The organism is Haloarchaeobius amylolyticus (genome assembly GCF_042678045.1).
GTDB classification, from domain to species: Archaea; Halobacteriota; Halobacteria; order Halobacteriales; family Natrialbaceae; genus Natrinema; species Natrinema amylolyticus_A.
Genome location: NZ_JBHUDI010000011.1, coordinates 459,322 through 479,180, shown reverse-complemented (window position 1 = coordinate 479,180; position 19,859 = coordinate 459,322). Strand labels below are relative to the sequence as shown.

Below are 19,859 nucleotides of genomic sequence, written 5' to 3'. Positions count from 1 at the left end.
AAGCTTGTCCTGAAACGACGGTTCTTCGACGTTTTGCTTTGCATCGTATGCGGCGATGACTTCTGTCGGAATGAACCGCTTCAGAAACTCTTTGGCAACAGCTCTGGACATCTCTCCGGCTACCTCGAGATCCTCTTTGAGAGCAATGACATCCGTTATCTGCCCATCTGAAGTGGTTTTTGGCTGCCGCTGCACGTGGACGTCCGTCCGACCCAGCCGCTGAATCCCCAACTCGCCGCTCGCCATTACCCGCTGGGCGGTTTCCTCGGCTTCCCGCTCTAACTGTGGATCGGGATCTATCTCGAGGCCACTCCCTTCCTGTAGCATACTGATCGCGGCCCCGGTCTGCTGGCAGACGTGTACGGGAGTACTCATTCTGATGGGTGGTTGTGTCGCGGGTTCCCATACGGTTTGTTGTAACTGTTTACCGGAGGGACCGCAGGACGGCTCGCGGTCCCGCCGGAAATGACATACAGCAGACCGTATCAGTCAAACATCTCGGCGTTAGGGTTGTGGAATTCGGGATAGAAATCGATGTAATCGTAGCCACGAGCAGCCATGAATCGCCCCATCCCGAGTACCTGAAACGCTTCGGGTGGGTGAACACCCATCTCGACGAACGAATCGCGGACCTGACAGCGCAGGTAATGATCGATGAAGGATTTGAAGTACTCGAGATTCTGTGGATCGACTGGCAACAGTTCGATGATCGTGTCCGGCTCCCGCGCCGCCGGTTCGAGGTGGTCGTCGACGACCGCTAATTGTGCACCAGCAGGATACTTGACGTAGAGATCCGATGTCTCGTCGATGTAGACTGTATCACTGGGGTCGAGTTCCGTCTTAGTAGCTTGAGCAGCGAACTCGCCGGAGAACGCGCCCCACGACTCGAGTTCGTGTACGGACACATCGGTGAGGTCGATCTCAGCAGCCGATTGCGTAACGTCGAGGTCGTGTTTCGACGCGAGCTGTGTCCCAAGGTCAGTTTCCAGTGGGTCGATCCCGAGATAGATGTTCTTACAGTAGATGCAGGGATCGGTCGCTTCCGGTGGGACTGTCATCGCCGGCGAAGTCCCACTTCCCTCCTCGAACTCGAGTTGCTGATAGAGGTCTCCGAATAGCGTCTCGAACTCGGCACGATCCATCTCGTTGATCGCTTGGCGGACGGCGTCAATTCGAACCGGGTTCTTTGGAGCAGGAACCGTGTCGTAGCCGCGTTCGACGAAGACGTTGTAGCGAGCGAAAAGTCGTGCCTGTCGAATACGCTCGCTTTCTTCGTCAGTTTGATTCGCCGGTTCGTCGGGGTAACCATCTTGATCGTGGTACTTGATTTCGCCGTCAAACTCCATTTCAATTACGTGCTCAACATCATCGTTATCGATAACGCTCAGACCAACACGTTCGTCGTTTTCACCTGTAATTAGTCCATCCATATTTGATCACCTCCGGCTTTCACCGACGCCCTGGGAGCCATTCTCTCCAGTCAAGGTATCGTCCGCCTTCTTCAATTCCTTGATCTCTTTTTCGATTTTCTGATATTTTTGATGAAGGTCTGCAACGGACGCAGCGTGCTTTTGTGGGAGCGTATAATCAGTTGCCTGCTTGACCACGTCGCCGGCAGCCCCGCCGAGGAGTTCGCCGCCGAGAGTTTCACCGACCTTGGAGCCAGCGGCAGCCCCTGCACCAGTCCCAATCGGCCCGGCAAAACTACCGATGACACCTCCGAGGACCGCACCGAGGCTTCCACCGCCGACCATTCCGACGAATTTTCCGCCTGCACCGGCCAGCGAGCCGATCGCACCCTTGGTCATCGCCTGGGAGAGATCACTTCCCGTGGATCTTGTCTTCTCCCACGACTTTTTCATCGTCCCGAAGAACCTACTCCTCTCAGCCGAGTTGCCCGACTGCGCGAGCGATCCACGCGCAGTGTCGCGTTCGGAACCGGCCGCAGTCGGATCGGATTCGGCCTGGTCGTCAACGTGTCCCCGATAGTAGTTGTCGACGATTTCGAGGACTTCGTCCCTGGTGACGTACTCGGCCTCGTCTTTGGCCGACCGCTGGATATGTATCTCCGTCCCCATCCGATTGATCGTCACCGGGCCGTCGGCCATCGCCTGCTTGGCCGCCTCTTCGGCCTCGCGCTCGAGTCGCGGATCGGGATCGATCTCGAGGCCGCTGCCTTCCTGGGGCATCATGCTGATCGCGGCCCCAGTTTGCTGGCGGACGTGTGCCAACTCGTGAGCGAGAAGGTGCTGTCCCGCTGGCGACTCAAGGTCGTACTCGCCGTGATTGAACGCGATGTGATTGCCGACCGTGAACGCCCGTGCGTTGATTTCATCGCAGGCCTTTGCGGCGGTCGCATCGGCGTGAACCCGTACGTCACCGAAGGAATCGCCCATCCGGGCTTCCATCGCGCGCTGGATGCCGCTGTCCAGGGGCTGGCCCGGTGTGCTGAGTACGTCCCGTACTGACGCAGGCACACCAGCGTCCCCGGCTCGGTCGGTCTCGTACTGTGCCTCGCGGCTGCGCTGGACCGACGCCGCGTTCCGGCGTTCGATATCTTTCGGCACCGCCGCCGGTCGCTCGGCCTGGCGCTCGCGGAACGCGTCCATATCCACCGGCTTCCCCATGAGTTCGACCGGCATTCCCTCGTCGACCCAGCCCTGGACCTCCGCGGGACCGCAGGCCTGCTCCAACCGCTGGATCTGGACTTCCTGTCCGGGCGCGTACAACCCGAGGCCGTACCGACTCTCGATGTCCGCTCGAGCCGGCATCGGCGAGACAGCAGTCGAGTTCGAATTCGACTGCGCTCTCGAATCCGACATCGGCGATCGGGACCGACGACTCCGCGAGTCGTCGGTTTGCTCCGCCCGCGACTCCGAATTCGATCGTATACCCGTGTATCCCATTCCGTTTCTACCCCGATTCTTTCCCGCAATCCACATATAATTATCGCATGTTAATTGGAAAAGATAAATATGATCCGTGCTCAAACAGCTGATAACAGCTAGTATCTCAAATGCAGGGGAGGGTTTCACGCCGATGAGCGACACCGCTACGAGCGAGCATCTGCTCGCCGAATTGGACCGGATTCACAGCATCCTCGAGCAGTACCTCGAGAGTCGCTCCGACACCACGCCTGGCACGACAGTTGCCGTCGCGAACGGACGCGACGAGCGACGTGGCACAGCCAATCCGACTGCACTCACGTATTCGATTCCCGGCGTCGATCAGAGCGGCTTCGGTACACTCGCAGACGACACTGGGCACGCCCAGTGTGAGGCGCTCGAAGACGATGGCAAACGTCGGCTCGAGACGCTGGTCGACGGATTCGACCTCGACGACCTCCATCGTGAGATCCTCCTCATCGCTCTCCTCCCCGACGTCGATCCAACGGCCGAAGATCTGTTCGTGAGAGCCACGAACGACCGCACGAACCCACGCCCAACCGTCGCACTCGTGGCAGACCTGTTTTCGCGGACGAACGCCGAGTTCGTCACTGCAACCGCGCTCGTCGGCGAGCAGTCGCCACTGCGAGCAAACGATCTCATCGTCGTCGACGACGTGACCGACTCGAGATCGAAACTCGAGCGCGAGCTCCGTGTCGATGACCACATCTACGAGTATCTACTCGGTTACGACGGTGTCGATCCGCGTCTCGAGGCGACCGTCGCGGACCACAGTCCGATCGAACTCGAGGAGCCGCTGACCGAACGGACCGCCGACGCGACGCTCGCGGAGGTGCCGATCGACGACACGCTCCGTGCGGAACTGGCGTCGCTCCCCGAAGACGAGACCGGAACCGGCCGCCGTGTCTACTTCTATGGCCCGTCCGGCTCCGGCGTCGACCGCGCAGTCGAAGCCTGCTGTACGGGCGATCGCTATCTGCAGGCCGATCTTCGGGCCATCCTGGCTGCTGACGCTCTCGAGGCGCTCGTGCGCGAAGCGACGATTCTCGACGTTCCCGTCCACCTCCGCAACGCCGACGCCACCGTCGCCGACAGGGAAACCGACCACTCCCTCGAGGGCGTCCTCGCCCGCTTTCGCGAGTTCGACAACGGTCTGTTCGTCACGGGCGAGCGCGCGTGGGTGCCCACCGAGAGCCGTCGAGCCAGCGTCGACGCCATCTGCGAGTTCGACCGCCCCTCGATCGCGCGTCGCCGCCAGTTCTGGAAGAACCGTGCCGACGACCTCCCGGACGACCTCGAGCCAGAGACGATGGCTAGCACGTTCGATCTCACCCAGGGCCAACTCGAGGCGGCGCTTGCGACCGCCGACGCACTTGCCGGCAGTGACGACTGCACGCTCGCGGACGTTCGGGCGGGCTGTCGCGCCCAGTCGTCGGACGACCTCGACGAGCTCGCCCAGCACGTCGAACCCACGAAAACCTGGGCCGACATCGAGATCGACGAGCGCACCGAGCGCCAACTGCGGACCCTCGAGACCCACATCACGAATCGGGGGTTGCTCTACGATGACTGGGGATTCCGGGATCAGGCCGGCAATGCGGGCATCGTCTCGCTATTCAGAGGCCGTCCCGGCACCGGGAAGACCCTCGCAGCGGAGGTGCTTGCCAACGCCGTCGGGATGGACATCTACAAGATCGACCTCTCTTCGATGGTCAGCAAGTATATCGGCGAGACGGAGGAAAACTTGGAACAACTCTTCCAGGCCGCCGAGCAATCGAACGCGATCTTGCTGTTCGACGAGGCCGACGCGATCTTCGGAGACCGCGCGGAAGTCTCCGACGCGACCGATCGCTACGCCAACGTCGAAGTGAACTACCTGCTCCAGCGGGTCGAAACCTACGACGGCGTTATCTTCCTGACGACGAATTACGCCCAGAACATCGATACGGCCTTCACTCGCCGGATTACCCACTCGATCCGGTTCGACGAACCCGACGCGGACACGCGCGAGAAAATCTGGAACGGCGTCTTCCCCGACGACTGTCCCCTCGAGGGGATCGACTGGGAGTGGCTCGCCGGATTCGACTACAGCGGCGGCACCATCGAGAAACTCGCCACGCATATCGCTATCTACGTCGCCGGTCAGGGAGACGAGACGATCACCATGCGCCACGTCGTCGAGGCGCTCGAAGAGTACAAACGAAATCGCAACAGCCGGATCCGCGAGCAGGATTTCGAACCGTACCTCGAGTACTTGCAGGGCCCAACCGAGCGAGAAGCGAAAGAACGGCTCCACCAGGAGCGTCGTGCTGGATGAGGACGGGAACGAACCGGTCGTCGCGCCACGTCGGTCGGCATCACAAAACAGGAGTGAGAAGTAATGAACGTCGGCCGCAATTTCGGCTCCACTGAACGATGACATACAGCGCTATTGCAGACGTCAGCAACGTGTTGATCGAACTCATAAAAGCGAACGCCGGCGAACGGAGCCCCATCGATTCGAATCGGGTCGAAGTGGCCTCCCCGGCCGACATCGACTCCCTCTCGAGCGTCGATATCGCGCTCTATCCGTATCAGATCGAAACGGACACCGCGATGGGATCGGGAAGCCGAACCATCTCCGGGACGGCGCGGCAGGACCGGCCGCTGGCGCTTTCGGTACGCTATCTCGTGACTGCATACGCCGTCGACGACGGCGGTGAAGACGACGATGAAGGACAGACGAATCCCCTGAAACGCCAACAGCTGCTCGGCGCAGTTCTCCAACTGTTTCACGACAATAGTCGCATCGAGCCTGCCGACGCTCCTGGGCCGCTCCTGCAGGAACAGCCGCTTTCGATCTCGATCGTCGACGAACCGGTCGAAGAGCTACTGTCACTGTGGTCGCAGTTTTCCGGCGTGACCCACCAGCCGTCGGCGACGATCGAAGTGAGTCCAGTGGTGATCCAGTCGCTGAATGAAGCGGAATTCACCCGCGTCGAGGAACACGAGACGACGGTCGACCGCCGATCGGACGCGTCCGATCGGCAATCAGAATGAGCGCCATCGGAGAATCGACCGGCAGTCAGAGTCAGCGGCCGGACGGACGCCGAGCGCGTGCCTACAGCAACTGCACGTCGTCGATGTCGAAGTGTCGCTTCGCGAGGGTTCGCGCAGCGTCGATCGTCCGCCCGTTGGTCCCGATCGCGACCCCGTGGTCGGATTCGGCGACTTCGACGTAGGCGACAGTGTCGTTGTTCTCGCTGATGGTGACGTTGTAGACGGCTGCCGGCGCGAGCGTATTCGCGACGAACGTCTCGGGATCGGCCGCATCTTCGACGAGGCGAACCTGTGCGTCAACGCGCTCCTCGAATCGCTGGATCGTCCGGCCGTCAGGGCCGATCGCTTCACCCATCTTGCCGCGTTCGACGACGATCAGGAGGCTATCGCCGCCGTCGGTGACGAGACAGTCCCGGCCGTCGACGCCGGTGGTGTCCTCGAAGGCGGCGAGATACTGTCGGGCGTCGTCGGCGAGGGTAACGCCCATCGATCAGTCGGCCTGACTGCTCCCGGACGTGGTCGACCCCATCCGGAGGTCGACGTCGCCGGTCCCGAGTTTGATCGGCTTGCCGACGATGACGTTCTCCGTGACGCCGTCTAACTCGTCGACCTCGCCGTGGATCGCGGCGTTGAGCAGGTGGTTGACCGTCACCTCGAACGCCGCACGAGCGAGCACCGAGTCCTTCGAGCCCGAGATACCGTGGCGACCGATCGACTCGATCTCGCCACGGTTGGTCATGATGTCCGCGACGAGCATCAGGTGACGGACGTTGACGTCGTCAAGTCCCTGTTCGGCCAGCGTGTTGTTCGTCTCCTCGATGATGGCTTCGCGGGCTGCCTCGATGCCGAGGTTGCGCCGGATCTCGTGGATGTTGTTACACGTCGTCCGCGAGGCGTCGACACCCTCGATCTCCAGGACGTCGCCGAAGGCCGACCCTTCGGTGTAGAGGACGAACTCCTCGCTGCCGTCGTCCATCTCCTCGCGGCGGATGACGACCCGAGAGATGTCCTCGATTCCTTTGAACGTGATATCGCGCAGCTCCTCGACGAGCTGAAGGAGATCCCGATACGAGGGCTCCTCCGGCCCGAACTCGATTTGGGTTCCCTGCTGAACGGTCTTGACGCCCAGCGAGTCCTCGATGATCCCGGCGACTTCCTCGGGCGTGATCAGCCGCTCGTTCAGGGTGTCCTCGTTGAGCGAGATCTGGACGCGCATGTCCGCGACGTTCGTCGAGACGTCACCCAGCGCGAGGATCTTCGTGGCTTCGATCTTCCAGACGACCTCGTGGGCGCGTTCGCGCTCGGTGGCGTACTCGCCCTCGAGGAAGACGGTCATCATCGGCGTGTCCGGGGTCTTCCGGGCGTCGACCAGCTCGATCAGCCGCGGCAGCCCCTGGGTCACGTCGATCTCCGCGACCCCCGCATAGTGGAACGTGTTCATCGTCAGCTGGGTCCCTGGTTCGCCGATCGACTGCGCGCTGACGGTGCCGACGGGGTCGAGCGGGTCGACTCGCGTGTCGAGATAGCGGGTCTCGACGGCCTTCGCGAGTTCGTCGGCGTCTTCGACCGTCGCGTCCTCGCGAGCCTCGATGGTCTCGTACACTTCGTTCTTGAGTCGCCGCGGCAGGTCGGTGTCCTCGACGACCGCGATCGTGTCGTCGGAGACGTCGTAGTCGACCTCAGTCATCGGAGGTCACCTCCGTGCCCTCGGCAAGGCGATCGTCGGCGTGTTCCGAGAGATTCGTTGGCCGCGGCCGCGATCCGAGGAACTCCTGTTTCTCGGCTTCGGATTCGAACTCGGAGTCGAGCACGCGGCTGGCGATCTGTTCGACGTCGATGTTGTTCTCCTCACCGGAGGAGACCTTGACCGGGGAGGTACCGTCCTCACCGAACTCGAACTGGACGATCGTGTCCGAGGTGTCCCGGACGGTCCCGTCGTACTGGGTCTCGAGTTCGGAGAGGGCGTTGATCAGCCGCCGCTGCAGGTAGCCGGACTTGGAGGTACGGACTGCCGTGTCGACCAGCCCCTCGCGGCCACCCATCGCGTGGAAGAAGAATTCCCGCGGGGTCAGGCCGCTCGTGTAGGAGTTCTCGACGAAGCCGTGTGCCTCCGCCGAGAGGTCGTTGGGTTCGTAGTGTGAGAGGGTCCGATCCTCGTAGCCACGGTTGATCCGCTCGCCGCGAACTGCCTGCTGGCCGACCGCGCCGGCCATCTGGGTCAGGTTGAGCATCGACCCACGCGCACCGGAGTTGGCCATGACGACCGCCGGGTTCTCGTCGTCGAAGTGCTCGTCGGCGATGTTCCCGGCGTTGTCACGCGCACGCGAGAGCGTCTGCATGATCTTCATCTCGAGGGTCTCGTCGATCGTCCGGCCGGGGAGACTCTCGAGTTCGTTGTTCTCGTAGGCCTCGATCAGTTCCTCGACGCGGTCGTTGGCGTCGGCGATGGTCTCGTCGATGCGTTCCTCGGCTTCCTCCGGGATGGTCTCGTCGTCGATCCCGATCGAGAATCCGAAGTGCATGATCGCACGCATCGCCAGCGTCGAGACCTCGTTGACGAAGATTCGGGCACGCGTGTTGCCGTAGACCTTCGTGATCGTGTCGACGATCTCGCCGCCGAACTCGCCGACCTCGTCCTCGGCGATGGTTCCCTGGAGCAACTGGCCGTCCTCGATGACGACCTCGTCGCCGACAGTGCCGGTGAACTCGAGGTTCAGGTCGTCGGGCAGCAGTTCGGAGAAGACGTCGTAGCCGGTCCAGAACGGCTCATCCTCGTCGTCGACGCCGCTTGGCTCGGGGAGTTCGTCGATCCGGGTGGCACGCAGCAAGTCGAGTGCCTGCGTCTCGTTGAACCGCGGGTTGTCCGCAGTCAGCAGGTACATCCCGCTGATGTGGTCCTGGATGGCACCGATGATGTTCTCACCGAATCGCGGCGAGAGCATCTGTTCTTGGACGCGCATAAGCACGCGCGCTTCGGCACGGGCCTCCTCGTTCTGCAGCGCGTGCATGTTCATCTCGTCGCCGTCGAAGTCGGCGTTGTACGGCGGACAGACGACGGTGTTCAGGCGGAACGTCTTGTACGGCATGACCACGACCTCGTGGGCCATGATCGACATCCGGTGGAGCGACGGCTGGCGGTTGAAGATGACGATGTCGCCGTCGATCATGTGGCGATTGACCTCCCATCCGGCCTCGACCTTCTCGGCGAGTTGCTCGCAGTTCTTCTCGGTCACCTTCAGCCGGCGGCCGTCCGGTCGGCGAACGTAGTTGGCACCGGGGTGGGCCTCGGGACCGTTCGAGACGAACCGACGGGCGTCCTCGAGGTTGCGCTCGGTGACGTTCATCGTTTGTGTCATCTCCTTGGCGACCCGATCCGGTACCCCGACCTCGTTGAGCGAAAGCGTCGGGTCCGGCGAAATCACGGTACGCGCAGAGAAGTTGACACGCTTTCCGGACAGCGACCCACGGAAGCGACCCTCCTTGCCCTTCAGGCGCTGGGAGAGGGTCTTGAGCGGCCGGCCGGAACGGTGGCGTGCCGGCGGCGTGCCCGAAATCTCGTTGTCCATGAACGTCGTGACGTGATACTGCAGCAGTTCCCAGAGGTCCTCGATGATCAGCTGTGGTGCACCGGCCTCGCGGTTCTCCATGAACCGCTGGTTGATCCGGATGATGTCGACCAGCTTGTGCGTGAGGTCGTCCTCCGAACGCTGGCCGTTGTCGAGCGTGATCGACGGCCGTGCGGTCACCGGCGGGACGGGGAGAACGGTGAGGATCATCCACTCCGGACGGGAACGTTCGGGGTTGATTCCCAGTACCTCGATGTCCTCGTCCGGAATGTTCTCGAACCAGTCCCGGATGTCGCTGGGCATCAGCTTGTTCGTGTCCTCCTCGGTGAGGTCGATGTCCAGCGCCTTCTCGATGGCCTTGCGCTGGCTCTCACGCGGGCGGAACGAGCCCGAGAGGATCTCGTTGACCCGGGTGAGTTCGATATCGGTTTTCTCGGCGAGTTCGTCCGGCGTCGTTCGCTCGACGCCCGCCTCTTCGTCGCCCTGCATCGCGCCGGCGATGCGCTGGGAGTACTCGCTCGTGAGGACCTGCTGGACCTCGTAGTAGGTGGTCGGCTTCTCGTGGTCGATGTCGTACTGGATCTCGCCACAGAACGGACACCGATCCTTCTTGCGTGCCTGCCGGATTGCGGCCTTCGTGACGTCGTTCAGGTCGCGGCTCAGCTTTCGGGATTCCTCGAGCTGGTCGCGGAACTCGTCTCGTTCGTCCTCCGTTAGGAGCAGCCGCGAACACTCCCGGCAAGTCCCCCGCAGGAGCCGCCGAATAAGCTTCGTAAAGCCGACGTGGATGACCGGCGCAGCCAGTTCGATGTGGCCGAAGTGGCCGTTACACGAGCCCGAGTGCTTACCGCAGGTCTTACACTCGAGGCCGGGGTCGATCACGCCCAGCCGTGGGTCCATCAGCCCCATATCGATGGGGAACCCGTCGTCGTCGTAGGTGTCGGCCGTGATGATCTTCGTCGCGCTCATCTCCCGATACTCCTCGGGCTCCATGAGCCCGAAGGAGATCTGCCCGATGTCTTTGGGTGTCGTATCTTGCATGGTTTAGACGGCGTCCTCCAGTTCGAGTCGCGGTGCGATACCCAGCGCTTTCATCTCGTCCAAGAGGAGCTTGAACGCGTAGCTCATCTCGATCTCGTGGATATCGGTCTCCTCGTCGCAGTTCGGACAGTAGACACGCCGTTGTTCGACGTTTTCGACCGCGCTCATTCCACAGTTCGCACAGATGTGGATGAACTCGCGGTCGGACTCGTCGAGGAGTCGTTCCTTCAGCGTCATGGCCGCCCCGTGGCCGATGAACACGTCGCGTTCCATCTCCCCGATCCGCAGGCCACCTTCGCGGGCACGGCCCTCGGTCGGCTGGCGGGTCAGCACCTGCACTGGCCCGCGCGAGCGGGCGTGCAGCTTGTTCGAGACCATGTGGTAGAGCTTCTGGTAGAAAATGACCCCGACGAAGATCTCGGCCTCGATCTTCTCGCCGGTGACGCCGGAGTACATGGTCTCCTTGCCGGCCGAATCGAAGCCGGCATCCTCGAGTCCGCCGCGAAGCTCATCTTTGTCCTCGCCGAGGAACGGCGTCCCGTCGACGCGTCGTCCCTCCATCGCGCCGAGCTTGCCGCCGATCATCTCGAGAATGTGACCGACGGTCATCCGCGACGGCAGCGCGTGCGGGTTGACGACGAGGTCAGGCACCACGCCCTCCTCGGTGAACGGCATGTCCTCCTGGGGTGCGAGGTGGCCGACGACACCCTTCTGGCCGTGTCGCGACGCGAACTTGTCCCCGAGTTCGGGGATCCGCTCGTCGCGGACGGAGACCTTCGAGAGCTTCGAGCCGTCCTCGCCCTCCATGAGCGTGACGGTGTCGACGATGCCGGATTCACCGGAGCGCATGGTGACGGAGGTTTCACGCCGTTTCTGTGGCGAGAGTCCGCCCATGTCGTCGGGTTCCTCGAGGAATCGCGGCGGGCTCGTCTTGCCCAGCAGCACGGAGTTCTCGTCGACTTTCGTCTCGGGGTTGACGAGGCCGTCCTCGTCGAGATGGGCGTAGGCTTCCTCGCCACGAGCACCGCGGACGTCCTGGCTCGGGATCTCGAAGCGGTCTTCCTGGCCGCCCGGATACCGGCGTTCCTCCCCCTCGTAGGTTCGGAAGAAGTGCGACCGTGCGAGCGCACGCTCGACGCTGGCTTTGTTCATGACCAGCGCGTCCTCGATGTTGAACCCCTCGTAGCTCATCACGGCGACGACGAAGTTCTGTGCCGCCGGGCGCTCGTCGTAGCCGATCTGCTCGGTGGTCTGGGTCTTGACCATCGAGAGCTGCGGATAATGCAGCAGGTGCTGGCGCGTGTCCGGCCGGATCCGGTAGTTCGCGCTCGGCAGTCCGAGCGACTGCTTGATCATCCCTGCCCCCATCGTAATGCGGGGCGAGGCGTTGTGTTCGGGATAGGGGATCATCCCCGCACCGATCGAGAAGATCAGCGAGGGGTCGATCTCGAGGTGTGTGTGTTTCTCGGTGAGATCGTCCTCGTCGACGGCCACGAGGATGTCCTCTTCCTCCTCGGCGTCGATGAACTCGATGTAGCCGTGATCGACGAGATCCTCGAACTCGAGGTCACCGTCTTTGAGCGCCTCGATCTCCTGTTCGGAGATGCGCGGTTCGCCGTCCTCGACGACCAGAAGCGGCCGTCGGGCGCGGCCGGCGTCGGCGTTGACGATCACTTCGCGAGTGCGGTCTTTGACCGAGACGTTAACCATCTCGGATACGTCGCCGATGCGTCGCGCTTCGCGGATCTGTTCGGCCAGTTCGTGTGGATCGGGATGGGTCCCCACCAGCGACCCGTTGACGTAGACTTTCGCCTCTCGTTGTTGGCTGCTCATGATTTAATCGTCCCCAGATGCGGTCGTCCGTTCGATACCCTCGAGGCCGGGAATGCCCTCGACCCCCATCGATGCCAGTTCTCGCTTGAGTTCCTGTTCGTCCTCGACGTTCTGGGAGAGCTCCATCGACTGTGCGAAGTTCTTCACCAGCCCACAGTTCGGGCCCTCCGGCGTCTCGGAGGGACCGATGCGACCCCACTGGGTCGCGTGCAGGTCCCGTGCTTCGAAGTGGGGCTGCGAGCGCGACAGCGGGCTGCGCAGTCGGCGCAGGTGGCTGAGAACGCCCATGAAGTCAGTGCGGTCGACAAGCTGAGAGACGCCGGAGCGACCGCCGACCCAGTTACCCGTCGCGATCGGATGCTCGAGTCGCTCGGTCAGCACGTCCGATCGGACGACGGTGTTGACCGAGAGCTGTCGATTCCGCATGTTCGCGCGCTCGAGCTGGTATTTCACGTCCCGGGCCAGCTTGTTCAGCGCGGTCCGGAACAGGTCTTTCATCAGGTCGCCGGAGACCTTCAGGCGCTTGTTCGCGTAGTGGTCCTTGTCGTCGGATTCGCGCCGCCCGAGTGCGAGTTCGAAACAGGCCTCGGCCATCCGACAGAGGTAGTGAGCCTTGTTGATCCGGACGTCTTCCTCCTCGACACCGTCCTCGTGGAGGTGTGGCAGGAGATACCGGTCGATGACGTAGTTTGCGCGTTTGAGCTGGTAGTTCTTGCCCTGCCCGGAGGCGACGCGTTTGCCCAGTGCCTCGATGGCCTCTTCCTCGGTCTGGACTTCTGCTTCCTCCAGGTTCTCGAGCATGTACTTGACGACCTCGGGGTCGTTCGAGACCTTGTGGACGATCTCCTCGTCCGATTCCAGTCCCAGCGCACGCACGAGCGTCACGAAGTTGATCGAGCCCGACACGGAGGGGAACGAGACCTCGAGCAGGCCGTCGCGGGTGCGCTCACAGAGCACGAGCGCGCGGTAGCCACGGCGCTGGGAGAAGGTCTTGGCGACCTGGATCTCGTCGCCGTATTTGGTGTCGTACTCGGCGAGGATCTTATTGGGTGCGAGGTCCTCGCTGGTCATCAGCACCCGCTCGGAGCCGTTGACGATGAAGTAGCCACCGGGGTCGGCAGGGTCTTCGCCGATCTCGATCAGTTCCTCGTCGGAGAAGCCGGCGATGTTACACTTCTCGGAACCGACCATGATCGGCATGCGGCCGATCTTCGTCTCCGTCGAGTCGACGACCCGCTGGTCGCCCTCCTCGCCTTTGACGATGGACATCTCCATGAACACCGGCGCGGAGTAGGTGATGTTGCGAAGACGGGCCTCCTGTGGGTAGAGCAGTTCTTCGGAGCCGTCGGCCTCTCGAACCCGCGGGGTGACGACGCGAACGTCGCCCAGTTCGACGTGAACCGGCTCTTCGCCTTCTTTGTCACCGATGTCCGTATCGATCGTCGCCTTCTCGTCGACGACCTCCTGCATACCCCGGTTGAGGAAGGCGTTAAAGGAGCGATAGTGGTGTTCGGCGATCCGTTCCTTCGAGAAGTATTCGCGCGAGATCTCTCGACGTTCGTCGCGATCTAGTTCCATTGCCATTTATTCTACCACAAGTCGGTATACCACTGCTTGATCGGTTGTTCGTGAATCTCGGACGATCTTGATCACGTCGCCGACCTCGGCCTCGTCCGGAAGGGCAGGGTCGTTGCGCTTGATCTTCGGCAGGTCTGTACGATCGATGTTGTATTCGGAGAGCACCTCCTCGAGCGTCTCCTCCTCGAGGACGGTGTGCTCCGGAACCAGTTCGTGTTGGCTTACGTCTACCATGTGTGGGTGTGCGTGTGCGTGTCGGCTATTGGGAGAGAAGCGGCTGTCACGAGATACTACAGGCAGTTAGCGGCGGGAGGCATTTAACGGTTACTAAGTCGATCCACAAGCGAAGCTACCCGGCCGGGCGAACCAGACCGGAACCGTCGATCACGTTCGAACGTAGCCGGTTCTGGGTTATATTCCTTGTGGGTCATGTGTGCTGATAGCACAGTCACAGTGTCAGTCAGCTCGAGACAGCAATCGTGGGGCGGCTGGCCGTACCACACGGCGCTCGATTGAAAAGCCATAAGAGTGTCAGCGCGAAACCAAGGATTGCAAGCCCGGGTGGTGTAGTGGCCCATCATACAACCCTGTCACGGTTGTGACGCGGGTTCAAATCCCGCCTCGGGCGCTTCTTCGAGTTCTATCCCGTGAGCATCCGGCTTTGCTGTGTCGCGAACATCCGAAATCGAAGAGCGGCGAATCTGGATTTGATACTGTCGGACAGAACGACGTGGAGATCGGTCGCGAATTCGCGACCGACTTCGTATTGATTTCTGTCCAACAATATGAGTCCTGCCAGTCGCGCACAGCGAACGGAGTGTCGGACCACTCACGACGCAGAGGGCCAGTATAGCGAACCCTTCACGAGCTCGGATCTCTGAACGGCAGGAACGAACCTGAAACAAAACCCTTAATACTGCCAGCGCGAAACCAAGGATTGCAAGCCCGGGTGGTGTAGTGGCCCATCATACAACCCTGTCACGGTTGTGACGCGGGTTCAAATCCCGCCTCGGGCGCTTCTTCGAGTTCTATCCCGCGAGCGCCCAGCTTTGCTGTGTCGCGAATATCCGAAATCGAAGAGCAGTAAGTTTTGCGACGGCAACACGTGTACCGAGAATCCAAACGAGGGATTCAGATTCTGGACCGAACGAGCGAAGCGAGTGCGGTCGAGTGGGTCAAATTCCGCCTCGAGTGGTTGCCAACTCGTGGGGAAGACACAACAATGCTGTGACCCGCCAGAGAGGAGAACTCCGGTACGTGCGTCCGACGCTGAGTAGTTTTGGCTGTCCTACTGCGTCTTGTGGCAGATAGTCCGCGACAGCCAGCAGTATTTTTATTTCAAAACGCAGCACCGCTGACCATGCGTAACTCGAAATCGATCGGCGACGAGACTGAATCGAGGGCGCTGTCGAAGCTTATCGCACACGGCTATAGCGTCTCGGTTCCGTTCGGAGACAACGACAGATACGATCTCGTCGTCGACGACGAGGACGGTCTCTACCGACTCCAGTGTAAAACCGCGTGGTCGAACAAACGGAATACCCTTCGATTCAACATACACTCACAGACGACGAAAGACGGCGACTATCACGAACACACGTATCACGGCTCAATCGACGCGTTCCTGGTCTACTATCCAGCGAACGGACAGTTTTACTGGATCGACGCAGCCGACGCGACTGAACAAAAGATGGAGCTTCGATTCGACTCCGAAATCGATCATCCCGCGATCAACTGGGCGACCGAGTACGAATTCGACGGCACCATCCCGTAATCTTGGTCAGGAACCGCCTCGTCTCGGCGCTATTCCACGAATACTAATTGTTTAGTAATCTCTCGTCAATGTATCGGCAACTGAGAGGATTGGTCGACAGATCAATGACGAAACCGATCACCGTACTCGTCGTCGACAACGAACCCGGATTTGCGGCGCTGGCCGGAGAGATGCTCGAGCGAGAGCGCGAATCGATCGTCGCCCTCGCAGCGACGGATGGCACGGATGCGCTGTCGATACTCGAGGGCCGCGAAGTCGACTGTATCGTCAGCGATTACGAGATGCCGACGATGACCGGCCTGGAGTTGCTAAAGCGTGTCCGCGAAGACGATCCCGAGCTCCCCTTTATCCTCTTCACGGGGCGAGGTTCCGAAGAAGTCGCCAGCGAGGCGATCGCGGCGGGAGTGACTCAGTATCTCCAGAAGGAATCCGGTCGGGAGCAGTACGCGCTGTTGGCAAACCAGATCACGAACGCCGTTGCCCAGTATCGGACGGAGACGGAGCTTCGGGAGAGCGAACGGCGCTACGAGCGAACGCTGACGGCGTTACACGAGACGACGCGGGAGCTGATGCGCGCCGAAACCAAAGCCGAAATCTACCGGGTGGCGATCGAGACGGCCGGCGAGATCCTGGACGTGGCGGTTGCTGCGGCCTATGCGTTCGAGCCGACTGAAGGGGTCCTCGAGCGCGTGGCGTCGACGCGCCACGCCCCCAAACCTGGCGAGCCGGCGCAGACGTTCGAGCGGGGAGAGGGACTGGTCTGGGAGGCGTTCTCTGAGGGCGAAAGCGCCTACTACGAGGACGTGACGCGCGAGAACGTCGGCTCCGGGGGAACGGTGAGCCGCTGTGAGCTGATCGTCCCACTCGGGACCCACGGCGTGGTGGTCGCAGGCTGTGAAGACGTCGACGGGTTCGACGAGACGATGACCGAACTGCTGTACATTCTGGCGGCCAACACCGAAGCGGCGCTGGATCGGGCCGAGCGAGAGGAGTTACTCCGCGATCATGACCGGACGCTCACCCAGCAAAACGAGAAGTTGACACGGCTCAACCACACCAACGAGATCGTCCGCGAGATCAACCACGGCGTCGCACAGGCCTCGACACGCACGGAGATCGAAGCGACGGTGTGTGACCGCCTCGCTGCGACAGACCGGTATCGGTTCGCCTGGATCGCCGCAAGCGATGACGATCCACCCGTGCCATCGGCCTGGGCCGGGGTCGACGCGGCCTACATCGATCGGATTCGCGACGATGGTAACTGCGCATCCGAAATCGCACTCGTCCGGGACATCCTCGAGTCGGGGACGGGACGGACGGTGCGTGACGTCCTCGAGGACGATCGGTGGGCGATGCGGCGCAAAGAGGCGTTGACCTACGGCTTTCAGACGGTACTGGGCGTCCCACTCGCTGCAGACGACCGACGGTATGGCGTCCTGATGGTCCACGTTGCGGGTGCCGACGCAGTCAGTGAGCGTGAGCGCGAGGTGCTCGTCGAACTCGGCGAAACGATCGGGCACGCGATCAAGTCGGTCGAGCGAACGCGTGCGATGTTGACCGACAGCCGTGTCGAACTCGAACTCGCCGTCGGAAGCTCGCGACTGTTGCTCAATCGGCTCTCGACACACGTCTCCGGAACTGATGCGGTCACGCTCGAGGGCGTCGTCGATCGCGGGGAGGACGGCATCGTCCTGTTCGTCACTGCACCGGCAACGGCGGAGTTCGCGTCGTTGGAAACGGCGTGGGCGTCGATCGACACGCTCTCAGTCGTCTCCGAGGGCGACGACGAGACGCTGTTCGAGGTGACGGTGCCCTCGACGCCGTTTCTCGACGTGTTACGCAGCTACGACGTTGTGATCCGGATGGCAACGGCCCAGGACGGAACATCGACAGTCGTTCTCGAGGTCCCACAGCGGGTCGAGACGCGGTCGCTGGTCGAGGCGATCAGCGAGGAGTACTCCGAGACGGAACTGGTGGCCAAGCGGGAGACGACGACGATGCAGTCGGCACGACAGTTCGACACACATCTCGCGGAACGGCTCACCGACAAGCAGTTCGAGGCATTACAGGCGGCCCATTACAGCGGCTTCTTCGAGTGGCCCCGGGAGAGTACCGGTGAGGACCTTGCTGCGGCGCTCGACGTCTCGCCACCGACGTACCACTATCACCTGCGGGCGGCCGAACGAAAGCTCGTCACGATGGCGTTCGACGGTGGCTCTAATTAATTAGTGTAACTCTCGAGACCATCCAAATAATTAGAAAGTAGGCTTAACCACCATCGGTTCCTACCCGTAACTGGCGATCTCAGATAACTGTCGCCACCCCCCAATCCCCCACCCCATTTCGTCAAACAGGAGTCCATCGCTGTCAGGCTCGATCGTTCAAACCGGCACTTAGTACGTTCACAAAGCAGCGCAAGCGATCGGTCGAGGCCGGTGCGACGGACGGCAATGGCCGCAGGACGCAGACCACTATAATCAATTAGTGTGTGGAGAAAAGAGACTACACGTAGTTAGAAAGTATACTTAATCACTACCAGTACGTACCCGTAACTGGCGATCAGAAACAGACTGTCGCTACCCCTTTCTCACCCATTCTGTCTCAATACTGAAAGGGTCCCAGCGAGATTCGGACCAGCCACGGGTGATCGGGCAGCCGTGCTATCGGGTCCGGCGTCGCTGTGAGTGGGCCTCGAGCGCCTCGTCCCACTCGATCCAGTCCTGTTCCCAGCCACGACGTGATTCGGCGCGTCGCTGTGCGCGCTCGCGGTCTTCGCGGGTCATCCGGTTTCGCTCGACGGCCCCTGACTGCTCGCCCTCGACGAGCAGCGGATCGAACGAGACGGGACCGAACTGTTCGCTGTCGCCGTCGGGAGAAACAGCCTCGAGACGCTGTCGCTGGCTCCCACGGGGGAACACGAGTTGTCCGCCCGTGGCGAGTTGCTCGCGCAGTGGCCGGGGTGGGTCGACGGCGGCCGCCTCGAGGAGAATCCGATCAAACGGCGCGTACTCGGGAAGGCCGTTCGCGCCGTCACGGCAGTCGACGAGGACGCCGTCGTAGCCAGCCTCGGCGAGGTTCCGTCGCGCTTCGACGACCAGCGGGCGGGAGATGTCGATGGCGTGGACGTTGGTCTCGCCGACGATTTCGGCCGCGACAGCGGCCGTGTAGCCGACGCCGACGCCGACGACCAGCACCGTCTCGTCGTCCTCGAGCGCCAACGCTTGCAGCAGCCGCGCGGCCGTGCTGGGGGAGAGAACGCGGGTACCGAGTGCCTCGTGCTCGCGGTCCGCGTAGGCTGTCCGCTCGTCGTCGAGAAACGCGTGGCGGGGCACGTCGCGCATCGCGACGGCGACGGTCTCGTCCGCGAGGACGTTCTTGGGCGCGGCCTCGAGGCCGTCGACCATGTCCTCTCGCAGTACCGCGAGGTCCATACGCCAGCTATCGCACCAGCCGTAATCAATGGCGCGCTTGCGCGGGCCTCCTAACCGCGCATCCCCACGAACCGAACGCCGCCGTGCTCGGTCCGCTCGAGCGAGCCGTCGGGTCGTTTCGTCGCCTCGACGAGCGTCTGCCGGCCGGTTCCGATCGGCGCGAGCACCTGACCGCCGGACCGGACCTGGTCGACGATGGGGTCGGGAAGCGCAGGTGTCGCGCAGGTGAAATACACGGCATCGTAGGGTGCATGTCGAGGCCATCCCTCGCGTCCATCGCCGACGCGAACCGAGACACCATCGTAGCCCAGGTCCGTGAGCTGGTTGCGGGCCCGATCGGCCAGGTCGGCGCTGTACTCGACGCTGTAGACGTTCTCGTCGCCGATCAGTTCGGCCGTGATCGCGGCGTGATAGCCACAGCCGGTGCCGATCTCGAGAACGTCGTCGCCGGGCTCGAGGGCGAGCAGGTCGGCCATGATCGCGACCATGTGCGGCGCACTGATCGTCTGGCCGTCGCCGATCGGGAGCGGGCGGTCGGCGTAGGCGCTGTCCCGCCGGTCGGGCGGGACGAACTCGTGGCGCGGCACTGCCTCGAGGGCAGCGAGGACGCGGTCGTCGTCGACGCGCGCCGCGATCGTCTCGACCATTCGCCGACGTGCGGCCTCGTAGCTGTCGGACATCGGTACTGTCG

At 62.1% G+C, this 19,859-nt stretch carries 14 protein-coding genes, 2 tRNA genes and 1 pseudogene; 6 read left to right on the top strand and 11 right to left on the bottom strand.

The features are described from left to right. Positions 1-180: 180 nt before the first annotated feature. The 3 genes and pseudogenes from ACFR99_RS20395 to ACFR99_RS18470 form a co-directional block, all read right to left on the bottom strand. Positions 181-360, bottom strand: a pseudogene (locus ACFR99_RS20395) (DUF4157 domain-containing protein); the annotation flags it as partial. Between the two features lie 125 nt (positions 361-485). Continuing rightward, the gene (locus tag ACFR99_RS18475) at positions 486-1,430 is read right to left on the bottom strand and encodes a DUF7958 family protein (protein WP_465260906.1); all 945 of its coding nucleotides are present in this window, start codon (positions 1,428-1,430) and stop codon (positions 486-488) included. Positions 1,431-1,436: 6 nt separating this feature from the next. Beyond that, positions 1,437-2,771, bottom strand: coding sequence for an eCIS core domain-containing protein (locus ACFR99_RS18470; RefSeq protein WP_390290613.1), 1,335 nt, complete (start codon positions 2,769-2,771; stop codon positions 1,437-1,439). A gap of 268 nt (positions 2,772-3,039) precedes the next feature. Here ACFR99_RS18470 and ACFR99_RS18465 point away from each other — a divergent pair, with 268 nt between their 5' ends. After that, complete coding sequence (locus ACFR99_RS18465) at positions 3,040-5,223, top strand: AAA family ATPase (protein WP_390290610.1); 2,184 nt, start codon at positions 3,040-3,042, stop codon at positions 5,221-5,223. A 98-nt stretch (positions 5,224-5,321) separates the two neighbouring features. Further along, positions 5,322-5,945, top strand: coding sequence for a Pvc16 family protein (locus ACFR99_RS18460; protein ID WP_390290607.1), 624 nt, complete (start codon positions 5,322-5,324; stop codon positions 5,943-5,945). 61 nt (positions 5,946-6,006) lie between these two features. On the opposite strand, the gene ACFR99_RS18455 is transcribed toward ACFR99_RS18460, so the two are convergent. The 6 genes from ACFR99_RS18455 to ACFR99_RS18430 are packed head-to-tail and all read right to left on the bottom strand — an operon-like array spanning position 6,007 to position 14,197. Continuing rightward, entirely contained in the window at positions 6,007-6,432 is a 426-nt protein-coding gene (locus ACFR99_RS18455) for a NusA-like transcription termination signal-binding factor (RefSeq protein ID WP_390290605.1), read from the bottom strand. Between the two features lie 3 nt (positions 6,433-6,435). Continuing rightward, positions 6,436-7,632 (bottom strand): DNA-directed RNA polymerase subunit A'', encoded by a 1,197-nt coding sequence (rpoA2, locus tag ACFR99_RS18450; protein WP_390290602.1) that lies wholly within the window; start codon positions 7,630-7,632, stop codon positions 6,436-6,438. Then, the gene (locus ACFR99_RS18445) at positions 7,625-10,552 is read right to left on the bottom strand and encodes a DNA-directed RNA polymerase subunit A' (RefSeq protein WP_390290599.1); all 2,928 of its coding nucleotides are present in this window, start codon (positions 10,550-10,552) and stop codon (positions 7,625-7,627) included. Before ACFR99_RS18445 ends, rpoA2 begins: the two co-directional genes overlap by 8 nt. Positions 10,553-10,555: 3 nt before the next feature. After that, positions 10,556-12,385, bottom strand: coding sequence for a DNA-directed RNA polymerase subunit B (gene rpoB, locus ACFR99_RS18440; RefSeq protein WP_390290596.1), 1,830 nt, complete (start codon positions 12,383-12,385; stop codon positions 10,556-10,558). Positions 12,386-12,388: 3 nt separating this feature from the next. Further along, complete coding sequence (locus ACFR99_RS18435) at positions 12,389-13,969, bottom strand: DNA-directed RNA polymerase subunit B'' (protein WP_138777916.1); 1,581 nt, start codon at positions 13,967-13,969, stop codon at positions 12,389-12,391. Next, complete coding sequence (locus tag ACFR99_RS18430) at positions 13,970-14,197, bottom strand: DNA-directed RNA polymerase subunit H (protein WP_390290593.1); 228 nt, start codon at positions 14,195-14,197, stop codon at positions 13,970-13,972. A gap of 321 nt (positions 14,198-14,518) precedes the next feature. Between ACFR99_RS18430 and ACFR99_RS18425 the strand changes: the two genes are divergently transcribed. The 4 genes from ACFR99_RS18425 (at position 14,519) to ACFR99_RS18410 (ending at position 17,962) form a co-directional block, all read left to right on the top strand. Continuing rightward, positions 14,519-14,591, top strand: a tRNA-Asp gene (locus ACFR99_RS18425). Between the two features lie 315 nt (positions 14,592-14,906). Next, positions 14,907-14,979: transfer RNA gene (locus ACFR99_RS18420), tRNA-Asp, on the top strand. 344 nt (positions 14,980-15,323) lie between these two features. Next, a complete protein-coding gene (locus ACFR99_RS18415) occupies positions 15,324-15,737 on the top strand; it encodes a group I intron-associated PD-(D/E)XK endonuclease (protein WP_390290590.1) in 414 nt (137 codons plus the stop codon). A gap of 104 nt (positions 15,738-15,841) precedes the next feature. Beyond that, the gene (locus tag ACFR99_RS18410) at positions 15,842-17,962 is read left to right on the top strand and encodes a bacterio-opsin activator domain-containing protein (RefSeq protein WP_390290587.1); all 2,121 of its coding nucleotides are present in this window, start codon (positions 15,842-15,844) and stop codon (positions 17,960-17,962) included. A 435-nt stretch (positions 17,963-18,397) separates the two neighbouring features. Here the strand turns inward: ACFR99_RS18410 and ACFR99_RS18405 are convergent, their stop codons facing one another. Both ACFR99_RS18405 and ACFR99_RS18400 read right to left on the bottom strand, forming a co-directional pair. Then, positions 18,398-19,168, bottom strand: a complete 771-nt coding sequence (locus ACFR99_RS18405; protein ID WP_390290584.1) for a protein-L-isoaspartate O-methyltransferase family protein — start codon at positions 19,166-19,168, stop codon at positions 18,398-18,400. 50 nt (positions 19,169-19,218) lie between these two features. Next, on the bottom strand, positions 19,219-19,848 hold the full coding sequence (locus ACFR99_RS18400) for a protein-L-isoaspartate(D-aspartate) O-methyltransferase (RefSeq protein WP_390290581.1): 630 nt from the start codon (positions 19,846-19,848) through the stop codon (positions 19,219-19,221). Between the last annotated feature and the right edge of the window lie 11 nt (positions 19,849-19,859).